The organism is Caulobacter sp. CCH9-E1 (genome assembly GCF_001556515.1).
Classification (GTDB): Bacteria; Pseudomonadota; Alphaproteobacteria; order Caulobacterales; family Caulobacteraceae; genus Caulobacter.
On sequence record NZ_LSJA01000099.1, the window covers coordinates 32,038 to 43,211 of the forward strand.

General features: G+C 68.3%; 12 protein-coding genes. 7 read left to right on the forward strand and 5 right to left on the reverse strand.

Annotated elements, in window-relative coordinates:
- Positions 1 to 79 precede the first annotated feature (79 nt).
- The 4 genes from AX690_RS06510 to AX690_RS06525 form a co-directional block, all read right to left on the reverse strand.
- Positions 80 to 586 (reverse strand): hypothetical protein, encoded by a 507-nt coding sequence (locus AX690_RS06510; RefSeq protein ID WP_066681649.1) that lies wholly within the window; start codon positions 584 to 586, stop codon positions 80 to 82.
- 73 nt (positions 587 to 659) lie between these two features.
- On the reverse strand, positions 660 to 2,015 hold the full coding sequence (locus AX690_RS06515) for a M23 family metallopeptidase (protein WP_066681678.1): 1,356 nt from the start codon (positions 2,013 to 2,015) through the stop codon (positions 660 to 662).
- A gap of 230 nt (positions 2,016 to 2,245) precedes the next feature.
- On the reverse strand, positions 2,246 to 2,941 hold the full coding sequence (ctrA, locus tag AX690_RS06520) for a response regulator transcription factor CtrA (RefSeq protein ID WP_066681652.1): 696 nt from the start codon (positions 2,939 to 2,941) through the stop codon (positions 2,246 to 2,248).
- A 421-nt stretch (positions 2,942 to 3,362) separates the two neighbouring features.
- Positions 3,363 to 4,145, reverse strand: coding sequence for a LytTR family DNA-binding domain-containing protein (locus AX690_RS06525; RefSeq protein ID WP_066730307.1), 783 nt, complete (start codon positions 4,143 to 4,145; stop codon positions 3,363 to 3,365).
- 150 nt (positions 4,146 to 4,295) lie between these two features.
- Here AX690_RS06525 and AX690_RS06530 point away from each other — a divergent pair, with 150 nt between their 5' ends.
- The 4 genes from AX690_RS06530 (at position 4,296) to AX690_RS06545 (ending at position 7,998) form a co-directional block, all read left to right on the forward strand.
- A complete protein-coding gene (locus AX690_RS06530; RefSeq protein WP_066681655.1) occupies positions 4,296 to 5,297 on the forward strand; it encodes a CocE/NonD family hydrolase in 1,002 nt (333 codons plus the stop codon).
- Between the two features lie 90 nt (positions 5,298 to 5,387).
- Complete coding sequence (gene fliI, locus AX690_RS06535) at positions 5,388 to 6,722, forward strand: flagellar protein export ATPase FliI (RefSeq protein ID WP_066681656.1); 1,335 nt, start codon at positions 5,388 to 5,390, stop codon at positions 6,720 to 6,722.
- Positions 6,722 to 7,138 carry a flagellar export protein FliJ gene (locus AX690_RS06540; protein WP_066681659.1) on the forward strand — a complete coding sequence of 139 codons (417 nt, stop codon included), beginning with the start codon at positions 6,722 to 6,724 and terminating at the stop codon, positions 7,136 to 7,138. The genes fliI and AX690_RS06540 overlap by 1 nt, the downstream gene beginning before the upstream one ends.
- 164 nt (positions 7,139 to 7,302) lie before the next feature.
- Positions 7,303 to 7,998 (forward strand): class I SAM-dependent methyltransferase, encoded by a 696-nt coding sequence (locus AX690_RS06545; protein ID WP_231732135.1) that lies wholly within the window; start codon positions 7,303 to 7,305, stop codon positions 7,996 to 7,998.
- A gap of 400 nt (positions 7,999 to 8,398) precedes the next feature.
- On the opposite strand, the gene AX690_RS06555 is transcribed toward AX690_RS06545, so the two are convergent.
- Positions 8,399 to 8,932 carry a hypothetical protein gene (locus tag AX690_RS06555; RefSeq protein WP_066681667.1) on the reverse strand — a complete coding sequence of 178 codons (534 nt, stop codon included), beginning with the start codon at positions 8,930 to 8,932 and terminating at the stop codon, positions 8,399 to 8,401.
- A 298-nt stretch (positions 8,933 to 9,230) separates the two neighbouring features.
- Between AX690_RS06555 and AX690_RS06560 the strand changes: the two genes are divergently transcribed.
- The 3 genes from AX690_RS06560 to AX690_RS06570 form a co-directional block, all read left to right on the forward strand.
- Complete coding sequence (locus AX690_RS06560) at positions 9,231 to 9,737, forward strand: hypothetical protein (RefSeq protein WP_066681685.1); 507 nt, start codon at positions 9,231 to 9,233, stop codon at positions 9,735 to 9,737.
- A gap of 132 nt (positions 9,738 to 9,869) precedes the next feature.
- Positions 9,870 to 10,259: a BlaI/MecI/CopY family transcriptional regulator gene (locus AX690_RS06565; protein WP_066681669.1), complete on the forward strand. Its 390-nt coding sequence runs from the start codon at positions 9,870 to 9,872 to the stop codon at positions 10,257 to 10,259.
- Positions 10,256 to 11,174: M56 family metallopeptidase (locus tag AX690_RS06570; protein ID WP_197426801.1), on the forward strand; the 919-nt coding region annotated here is incomplete at its 3' end. The genes AX690_RS06565 and AX690_RS06570, both read left to right, overlap by 4 nt.

Consider the following 11,174-nt stretch of genomic DNA (forward strand, 5'->3'; position numbering starts at 1 on the left):
TCCAGAGGAATAAGGTTTCCGCTACGTCACCTCTAACCGCCGCAAGAAGAACGCGTGGGAAGAACGCTCAAACCCCAGGTCAGGCCGACAGGGCGATCAGCACCGCCGGGATCACCGTCCCGACACCCAGCAGGATCCAGGAGAGCGTCTTCTCGCGCCCATAGGCGACCGCCATCCAGGCGCCCAGCACGGTGGCGGCGGCCAGGGCGATCGAGACCAGCAGGAAGATCGCCTTCAGCAGCGTCACGGCCAGCTTGGGCTTGGCCGGGGTTTTGGCCTCGGGCACCTTGGCCTCAGGCGCCTTCGCGGTCGCCGGCGCCGCCTTGGCCGCTTCGGCGGCGGGCGGGCCAAGCCGCTTGCCGCGCGCCTTGTAGGCCTGGACCTTGTGGACCATGCCCAGCTTCTCGACCACGGGCGGCGGGACGTAACCCTCGCGCGCCTCGTGCAGCTTGTAGATCTGCAGCGCGCCGGTCAGGGCGAACAGCAGCACGCTGGGCGCGATCAGCAGGCCAAGATAGGTGTGAATACGGCGAACAGCCGCGAAGCGCAGAGCCGGGTTGCTGCGAGGCTTGGGCGGGCTGGCCATGTCGAAGCTCCCAGAGCGTTTAAGCTCAAGCTTCTCCCGCCGACCGCGACCGCGCCTAGCGCCAGATCAAATTCTATTCGCCCTTGCCGCCGTCCAGGTTCGCCAGCCTGGGCGTGTCCAGCACCGCGCCGCCATCGGCCAGCATGCGGTCGATGCGAGCCTTCCGCGACTTGAAGGCGGCCAGTTCCGAGCCCGCCAGCACCGTGCCCTGCGGGACCTTGGCGCCGATCGGATTGACTCGCTGGCCGCGCTGCCAGATCTCGTAGTGCAGGTGCGGGCCGGACGCGAGGCCCGTGGAGCCGACATAGGCCACCACCTGGCCCTGGCGGACCTTCACGCCCGGCCGGATGCCGGGGGCGTAGCGCGAGATGTGGCCGTAGCCGGTGTCCCAATTGCCCGAGTGGCGGATGCGCAGCCAGTTGCCGTAGCCGCCCCAACGACGGGCCTCCAGCACCACGCCGTCGCCGGCGGCCAGGATCGGCGTGCCCGTGCCCGCCCCGAAATCGACGCCTTGGTGGGCGCGGGTGTAGCCTAGCACCGGGTGCCTGCGCATGCCGAAGCGGGACGTGATCCGCGCGCCGTCGACCGGCGTGCGTAGCAGGAAGCCTTTGATGTTCTTGCCCAGCTCATCGAAGAACTGCGGCTTGCCCTCGCCGTCGCGGCGGTCGAAGGCGTAGAACCTCTGGCCCTTGACCTCGGCGTATTCCAGGTCGCCGGCCTCGATCGTACGGCCGCTCTCGGTGACCTTGCGCTCGAACACCAGGCAGAAGCGGTCGCCTTCCTGGATGTCGCGCGAAAAATCGATCTTGTGCGAGAACAGCTTGGCCGCCTGGCTGATCACCTGCGGGGTGCCGCCGACGCTGGCCACGCTCTCGTAGAACGAGCCGTTCATCTCGCCGCACGCGACCTTCTTCTCGTCGCGGACCTTTTCCTCCAGCTCGCGCAGGCGCAGGGCGCCGTCGAAGGTGCGCGAGACGGTCAGGGTCGAGGACGGGCTGGCCCGCATGGACAGGCCGATCAGCCGCGCCGGGCCCCGCTGGTCCCGACGTTGCGCGATGGCGGTCTCGAAGGCCATGCCGGCCTTGATGTTGACGGTGTCGATCGCGCCCTGCAGGACCGAGACGACTTGGCGAGCCTCTTCAGGCGTCACGCCGGCGCGCTGCACCGCGCCCAGCAGGGTCTCGCCTGGACGCACCTTGACTTCGACGTTCTCCGGACGCTCGAAGCCGGGCTGAGCCTCGGCGCCGGCGAAGGCGACGTGCTGCAGGGCGGCCAGGGCGGCGGGATCCAGCGCCGCCTTGTCGGCGGGGGCTTTCACGTCGTCGGCGGTCAGCTTCAGACCCAGGCCCAGAGCGGCCAGGCCGGCGACGGCGGTAAAGAGCCTCGGCGCCCAGCGCGTGGCGCTGCGTCGCGGATCGAATTCCTGCATCGTGCCCCCGTCGATATCGACGCCGCGCAAGTCAGTTGCGTACGGCCGGGAAGCCCCCCGGCGCCCGCGCCGGACCATGGTCACGCCGGTCACCGGCGGCAAGGACTATTCGGCGCTTCGGTCGATTTGTCACGGGGCGGAGCGAGTGGCAAGCTAAGCTTTTGACCTAAAAAGAAAACGCCCGCCGTTTCCGGCGGGCGTCTTGGGTACGCTTACTGAAGTGAGTCGCCTTAGGCGGCGTTGATCTGCTCGTTCGGGTCGCGCAGGACGTAGCCGCGGCCCCAGACGGTTTCGATGTGGTGCTTGCCGTGCGCCGAAGCGGCCAGCTTCTTGCGCAGCTTGCAGATGAAGACGTCGATGATCTTCAGCTCGGGCTCGTCCATGCCGCCGTACAGGTGGTTCAGGAACATTTCCTTGGTCAGGGTCGTGCCCTTACGCAGGGAGAGCAGCTCGAGCATCTGATATTCCTTGCCGGTCAGATGCACGCGGTTGCCGTTCACTTCGACGGTCTTGGCGTCGAGGTTGACGACGATGTCGCCAGTCTTGATGACCGACTGGGCGTGACCCTTCGAGCGACGGACCACCGCGTGGATGCGGGCGATCATTTCGTCCTTGTGGAAGGGCTTGGTCATGTAGTCGTCGGCGCCGCCGGCGAAGGTCTTGACCTTGGTGTCGATCTCCGACGAGCCCGACAGGATCATGATCGGCGTGTTGATCTTCGCGACCCGCAGGGTGCGCAGAACGTCGATGCCGCTCATGTCCGGGAGGTTCAGGTCCAGCAGGATCAGGTCGTAGTCATAGATCTTGCCCAGATCCACGCCTTCCTCGCCCAGATCGGTCGTATAGACGTTGAAGCCTTCGGACTTCAGCATCAATTCGATCGTCTGCGCGGTCGCGCTGTCATCCTCGATCAACAGTACGCGCATGAGCCCCTCCACGCCATTCAGGCGTAATTCGACGTCTTGGCGGAATGACCGCCGGTTAAACCCTTCGACCATCCTGCCGGAGAGTTAATTTAAGACTGGTTAATGGTGAATGTTCGTGTTGGTCGAATGGTTAATCTGATTTGCGAATCGGGTGCAAGCCGTCCGCTGACGCTTTGGCACATTGGTCGCAGGCGTCGCACCCAGCGTTTCCGGGCCTTCCAAAATGGGCTCGCCAAGGTCGGAAACCGATAACCGCCAAGCGTCACCGACCATCCGCAACCGTTAATCCGAGGTCGTAGCACAGGGCGGCCAAGCTGCTATTGCGGCGTTCTGTCGCGAGATTTCTGGCCGTTGCTTTGAGGCCGCCAGCGCTCTTCTCATCGTCGCCGATCCGAAACCTGCGACGCCGCGACGCGGCGTTTCAGATCAAGTTTTCGTCCGCCAGCCATCCTGCGGCCCGCAGCTTGGCGACCGAGGCGCGGCTGACCGGGGCGGTCTGACCGTCGACGAGGCGCAGGCGCAGGTTCCGGCCGTCGCGCTCGACGCCGACGATGGCCCGCCGCGCCACCCACCAGGAGCGGTGGGTCTGGAGGCCTTCGAGACCCGCGAGCCCGGCGGTGACCCGCGCCAGCGGCCCCATTTCGAGTCTGGATCCATGTTCGGTGCGCACCCGGACATAGTGGTCCTCCATCCTCAGATAGAGGACGGTGCCCGGATCGATGGTCGCGGCGGGCGCCGCCACCGGGACCAGCGCCTCGCGCGCGTGGGCGCGCGCGAGCGGGCGGATGCGGATGAAATAGTAGGCCAGGACGATCGGCGTCGTGATCGCCACGCATTGGCCGTACCAGGCCAGCGGCGTGACCAGCCGGCCGATCTCCGGCCACAGGGCGATCGCCACGAGGCGCAGCGGCGCGCCTTGCAGCAAGGCGCCGATCAGCACGACGGGCGGCAACACCGCCCAGTGCGGCCAATCCCGACGCCAGGCGAGCGCCAGGCCCAGCCGCGCCAGCCCGCTGATCACCGCCATGCCGGTGACGACGCTGCCGACCCAGTAGGCGATCCGGACCGGGACTCCGCCATTGAAGAAGCTGCCGAACGGCCCCATCAGCCCCAGCAGCACGCCGATGCCGACGGCGACGGCCAAGTCGATCGCCCATTCGCGGGCGGTTCCCAGCAGCGGCGGCATGGTGCGGACGGCGGTCATGTCCTTCGTATAGAGCCAGCTTTGGCGGAGTCGCCAGCCTGCGCCCGCTCGCCCGCCCGCGAACCCGTTCGCCCATTCGCGCAGCGGCGCTGGCGAAGACCCGTACCGACGGCGAAAGCGGCGACATCGTCATCCGCTCGAAGGACCGTCATGTCGCTCCGCGCCCTCCTCGCCGCCGCCCTGCTGACGGCGGCCGCCACCCCCGCCCTGGCCGCCAACGCCGGCTTCATGGTGCTGAAGCAGCCCCGCCCCGACGCGCCGCCGGTCGAGGTCGGGGTCTGGTATCCGACCGACGCCGCGCCCTCGCCGATGCGCCTGGGCCTGAACGCCCAGACCGTCGCCGCCGGCGCGCCGATCGTCGGCGAGCGCCTGCCGCTGATCGTGATGTCGCACGGCAACGGCGGCTCCTTCGCCGGCCACGCCGACACCGCCCAGGCCCTGGCCGAAGCCGGCTTCGTGGTCGCGGCGCTCACCCATCCCGGCGACAACTATCGCGACCAGAGCCGGGCCACGGCCATGACCGATCGCCCGGCCGCGGTATCCTCCCTGATCGGCTGGATGCTGGACGGCTCGCCCCTGAAGGCCAAGCTGGATACGGACCGCGTCGGCGCCTTCGGCTTCTCGTCCGGCGGCTTCACGGTGCTGGCGGCGGCGGGCGGCGAGCCGGACCTGTCGCGGATGGCCGACCACTGCCGCGCGGCTCCGAACAACTTCGACTGCAAGCTGACCGCCAGCCGGCCGGCGCCGGCGGGGGCCCTGACCGCGCCCTGGGTCCACGATCCGCGCATCAAGGCCGTGGTCGCCGCCGCCCCGGCGCTGGGCTTCACTTTCGGCGAGGATGGCCTGAGGGGGATCACCGCGCCGGTCCAGCTCTGGAAGGCGGCCGACGACCAGATCCTGCCCGGCGACGACTACGCCGAGGCCGTGCATCGGAACCTCAAGCGTCCGCACGACTATCGCGTGGTTGCGAACGCCGGGCATTTCGACTTCCTCGCGCCCTGCGCCACGACGCCGCCCGTCGACCTGGCCCATCTGTGCGCCAGCGCGCCGGGCTTCGACCGCCAGGCCTTCCACCGCGACTTCAACGCCGCCGTCGTCCGCTTCTTCACCGACCAATTGGTCGCACCCAAAGACGTCGCACCCGGGCGCTGATTTCATACCTGGTTAACCACGTTGCCCGACTGTGGCGACACGGAGGCAACGGCCAAGCTCGGCGCCGCCGCAGGGGTATCGGGGTCCAGCTTGCGTAGTCTCATCGCCGCCGTCGAACGTATCGACCCGCTGACCGTCTATGGCCGCGTGGCCGCCGTGAACGGTCTGCTGATCGAGGCGCGCGGCGGCCTGACTCGCCTGGCCGTCGGCGCCCGGGTCGAGATCGAGCGCCTGGGCCAGACGGCCCTGCCCGCCGAGGTCGTCGGCTTCCGCGAGACCCGCGCCCTGCTGATGCCGTTCGGCCCTGTCGAGGGCGTCGCGCCGGGCGCGGAGATTCGCATCGTTCCCGAAGGCGCCGTCGTACGCCCGACCAAGGCCTGGCTGGGCCGGATCATCAACGCCTTCGGCGAGCCGATCGACGGGCTTGGCCCCTTGCCCCAGGGCGAGGTCCCCTATCCGCTGAAGACCGCCCCGCCGCCGGCCCACGCCCGCGGCCGGGTGGGCGAGCGCCTGGATCTGGGCGTGCGGTCGATGAACGTCTTCACCACCACCTGCCGGGGCCAGCGCCTAGGCATCTTCGCCGGCTCGGGCGTCGGCAAGTCGGTGCTGCTCTCGATGCTGGCCAAGGAAGCCACCTGCGACGCCGTCGTCGTCGGCCTGATCGGCGAGCGGGGCCGCGAGGTCCGCGAGTTCGTCGAGGAGACCCTGGGCGAGGAAGGCCTGCGCCGCGCCGTCGTCGTCGTGGCGACTTCGGACGAGCCGGCCCTGACCCGCCGCCAGGCCGCCTACATGACCCTGGCGATCAGCGAGTACATGCGGGACCAGGACCTGGAAGTCCTGTGCCTGATGGACTCGGTCACCCGCTTCGCCATGGCCCAGCGCGAGATCGGCCTGGCCGCCGGCGAGCCGCCGACCACCAAGGGCTATACGCCCACTGTCTTCACCGAGCTGCCAAAGCTGCTGGAGCGCGCCGGGCCGGGCCCGATCCGCGCCGACGGCACCACCGCCGCCCCGATCACCGCCCTGTTCACCGTGCTGGTGGACGGCGACGACCACAACGAGCCGATCGCCGACGCCACGCGCGGTATCCTCGACGGCCACATCGTCATGGAGCGCGCCATCGCCGAGCGCGGCCGCTTCCCGGCCATCAACGTCCTGAAGTCGATCAGCCGGACCATGCCCGGCTGCCAGACCCCGGACGAGCGCGAGATCGTCAAGGGCGCGCGCCAGGTGATGGCCGCCTATTCGAACATGGAAGAGCTGATCCGCATCGGCGCCTATCGCGCCGGGGCCGACCCCGTGGTCGACCGCGCGATCCGTCTCAACCCCGCCATCGAGGCTTTCCTTAGCCAGGATAAGGAAGAGGCAACCAGTCTCGACGACTCCTTCGGCATGCTGGGCCAGATCCTGCAGAGTGAGTACTGATGACCAAGTGGGCCGCCTCGCTGATCCGCATCTCCACCCACGAGGTCGAGACCCTGCAAAAGCGCCTCGCCGAGATCGTCGAGCGCCGTACCGCGGCCGAACTGCGGGTGGCCATGCTGGACGCCGAGGCGGAAGCCGAAGCCAAGCGGGCCGAGGGCGACGCTAACGCTGGCTGGTACATGATCGGCTATCGCGAGGGGCATAAGCGCCGTCGCGCCGAGATGCTGGCCCAGATCGAGCTCTGCCAAGAGGAAGAGGTCGGCGCGCGCGACGCCCTGGCCGAAGCCTTCGAGAACCTCAAGAAGTACGAGCACGTCGCCGAGCAGGCCAAGGTGCTGGCCGCCAAGAAGCAGGGCGCCTTCGAAGCCGCTCAGCTGGACGAGCTGGGCCTGCGCCGCAAGGCCGCCGGGTTCTAGATTTTAGATCCCGATCTCCCCGGCGAACGCCGGGGCCCAGATTCACCAGGAGAGGTTTGGGTGCTCGCGCTCAGCCGCATCACCAAACCCACATAGCCTTTCGACTTCGATCTGGGTCCCGGCATTCGCCGGGAAGGTCGGATGGAAAGGAAATCTCAAGTCGCTTGGCCCATATCCACGGCATGAGCCTCATTCACGCGCTTCAGGAAACCGGCAGCGCCAATTCGCTGGCGACGCGGTTCCGCCGCGCGCGGGCCGCGCATGTCGTCGCCCTGATCGAGAAGACCTTCGCCGAGCGCGGCCAGTGCCGCATCGCCGACCTGGGCGGCGAGCCGGCCTATTGGCGGCTGTTGTTCGACCACGACTTCCTGGCGTCGCGGAAGGTCCATGTCAGCCTGTTCAATCCGCAGCCGTTCACGGTGGACGATCCGCTGTTCAGCGCCGTGGTCGGCGACGCCTGCGATCTCTCGGACCACGCCGATCTCAGCTTCGACCTGGTCCATTCGAACTCGGTTGTCGAGCACGTCGGCGACTGGCCGCGCATGGAGGCCTTCGCCCGCGAATGCCGCCGCCTTGCGCCGCGTTACTACGTCCAAACGCCCTATTTCTGGTTCCCGATCGAGCCGCACTTCTCCGCGCCGTTCTTCCACTGGCGCTCGGAGCAGGCGCGGGCCCGCATGCTGCTGAAGCGGGGCTATGGCTGGTGGCCCAAGGCCGCCGACATGGGCGAGGCGATGCGCGCGGTCCAGCACGCCCGCCTGCTGGACAAGGGCCAGTTCAAGTTCCTCTTCCCCGACGCCCGGCATGTGGATGAGAAGATCTTGGTCGTCACCAAGTCGTTGATCGCGATCCGCGACTAGCGCCCGGGGCCTCGCCGGAGCACTTGCCGCTTTACGCCCGCGAGCTATCGTGAGGCATGGGTCCTCTCTCAAACTATCCGCCGGATCTTAGGCGCGCGATCCTGAAACTCTGGCGCCCGAGCTCGCCGTTCTGGGCCTTCCGCGCCAGTTCAGGTCTGGACCGGCGCAAGGCGCATGAGGTCGAGATCAGGATCGATGTTCCTCCGGAGCGGCTCGCTGGCCGCCTGGATTTCCCTGGATGGCGCGTCGTAAAGACAACCGAGGACGGCAGGGTGTTCTTGAGGCGCGAACAGCCTCTGACCAACGCGGCCCTAAGACAGCTTTCCAGGGAGGCGGTCGTCCTCGCGCGCGCGCACGACGGCGGATTCCGTTCGTGGATGCACAAGCCCGACTTGGAAGACTAGTCGAACCGCGCGAAGACCTTGTGCGCGAAGGTCGCCAGGACGTTGTCGACCTGATCCCAGCGGACCGTGCGCCAATCGATTTCCGTGTCCGCCCCATTGTGATCGATGGGCCCGGGAAACATCCCGCCATAGATGACGTCCACCAGACCTGCTTCGCCGGCCGAAAAAGCGATGTAGGGCAGCGGCTGGCCAGCGGGGTGATCCGGGCGCTTGATCTCCAGGCGGTGCTTGGCCGCCTCGCCTTCGCCGCTCACCTCATAGCGCGCCTCGAACCCGTGCGCGCGGGCGCGTTCGGCCAGCGCGTTCAGCTGAGGCGTCAGCCTCTCCTGGGCGGACTGACCAAAGGTGGGCCGGTCCAGGTCGGGTCGCTCCGGGATGGCGCTCTCGTCGACCTGCGGCGCAGTAGGGACCGCCGCGGTTCGAGACCTTGCGGGCCTCCGCACCCGAAACCCGAAGATCGACGCGATACAGCCGATCACAATCAGGGCCGCCACGACGTTGGGCAGGCTTTCAAGGAACTCGATACGCATAAAACGCCTCCGGCTTCGGTAGGCCACCGACGCCGTTCGCTAACATTGTCCTGGATCAAGTGAAGCCGGGGGCGGGCGGCCTCGGCTGGCGCCGCCTGCGGCGCCGGCCCGTCATGCTCAAGGTTAATTCGAAGTCATGAAGGTCTTGTAAGTTGAGCGGCAAGATCAGCGCCCGTAAACCCCGCCGCTCCGGCGCGTAACGCCGTTTTTTAAACATCAATTGGCGAGCCTAGACCCAGGCGCGCGACCGTTGTCGCGCGTCGTGATTCCCGCTGCGCCCAGTCATCAGGGGTATATCGTGATCCATCATCTTTCCGTCAGCGCCATAGACCCTCAAGGCGTCGCGGAATTCTTCGCCGACATCATGGGCGGCGTCGCCGTCGACTTCACACCCAATCCGGGTAGCCAAATGGTGTTCAAGGCCGACGACATGGGCACCGCCATCGAAATCTATCCGGCCGGCAGCGTCATGGTCCCGAACGGCGATCCCGGCGCGGTGTTCGTGCGTCAAGCGGAGGCCGCCGAGCGCCGCTCGCCGACCCACTTCGCGCTCAGCGTCTCGATGGAGCGCCAGGCGGTTCTGGACCGCGCGGCCGCCAAGGGCTGGGACGCCTTCGTCTGCGATCGCGGCGGCCATTTCCACGTGATCGAGGTGTGGGTCGAGAACGCCTGGCTGGTCGAGATCCTGCCGCTGGATTTCGCCGCCGAATATCTGAGCTTCGCCAATGCGGTGACCGAGATGGCCAATCCGGACGCGGCCCTCGACACCCACCAGCCACAGGCGCGCACTTTGGAGCATGCCTGAGGGTGAGCGGGGCGGCGCTCCCCCGAACGCCGCCCCGTCTTGCCTCGTCGACCTCCGCATTACGACGAGTTCACTTTCGTCGCTACAAATGTAGCGCTACGACTGTAGCGAACCAGCCAGCGGAGGCCGCCCTTGATCGACGCCCTGCCACGCCGCGAACGCGAGGTCTTCGAGACACTGTGCCGGCTCGAAACCGGCACGACCGCCGAGGTCCGCGCCGCCCTCGCCGATCCCTTGAGCGACTCCGCCGTTCGCACCCTTCTGGCGCGCCTTGAGAACAAGGGGCTGGTCGAGCGCTCGCCCGGCGCGCACGGCGTCGCCTATCGCCCCGCCCAGGCCACCGAGACCGTCGCGGTCGGCGCCCTGCGCAGGCTGATCGACACCTTCTTCGCCGGCTCGGCCGCCAGCGCCGCCAGCGCCCTGCTGGGCCTGGGCCAAAAGCTGACGCCGGACGAGGCCGCCGCCCTCGAGGCGATGATCGACAAGGCCGTGGAAACCAAGGGTGGGGAGGACAGGCAATGACCTGGACGCTGCTGATCTCGCTGCTGGTCAAGTCAAGCCTGGTCACGGGCGCGGGCCTGGCCGCCTCGCGTCACCTGACTCAGCGCCCGGTCGAGCGGGTCGACATCCTGCGCGGGACCATCTGCCTGCTGCTGGCCCTGCCGGTGATCATGAACACCCTGCCGCAGATCGAGCTGGCGCTGCTGCCGCCGCTCGCGGACGCCCCCATCGCCCTCCAGAACGCCCCGATCGCGCCGCCCCTCCCCGAAGCCTCCGCCCCGGCCTGGATGACCCCGGGCGCGATCCTGGGCGGCCTGTGGCTGCTGGGCGCGGCCCTGATCAGCGGGCGTTTGGCTTTGGGTCTGCGCACCCTGACCCGTTGGACCCGGAAGGCCGAGCCGGTCACCTGCTCCGCCTGGCTGGCGCCGATCGAGGACCTGCCGCCGGCGGACCGCCCCAACCTGGTGTGCACCGATCGCGTGGCCGGCCCCTTGAGCTGGGGCGTCGCGCCGGGGGCCATCCTGATCGACCCCGCCACCCTGGCCGAGCGCCACACCGCGCCGGCGATCATGGCCCACGAGCTGGCGCATCTGCGCCGTCATGACTGGATCTTCCTGCTGATCTCGCGGGTCGTGGTGGCGATCTTCTGGTTCAACCCGCTGGTCTGGCGCCTGCACGCCGTCCTGCGTGAACGCTCGGAGGAAGCCGCCGACGCCGCCGCGCTGGGCTTCGTCGACCGCGCCCTCTACGCCCGCACCCTGGTGCGCCTGGCCGCGCATCCCGCGCCCCTGCTGGCCCCGGTCGCCTCCCTGCCGATGGCCGCCGACAGCCGGACGCTGAAATCGAGGATCGCCAACATCATGATCGACACGCCCGCCCGCCGCCGCCCGCTGACCGTCGCGCTCTGCATCGGCGCCATCGCGCTGGTCGCCGCGC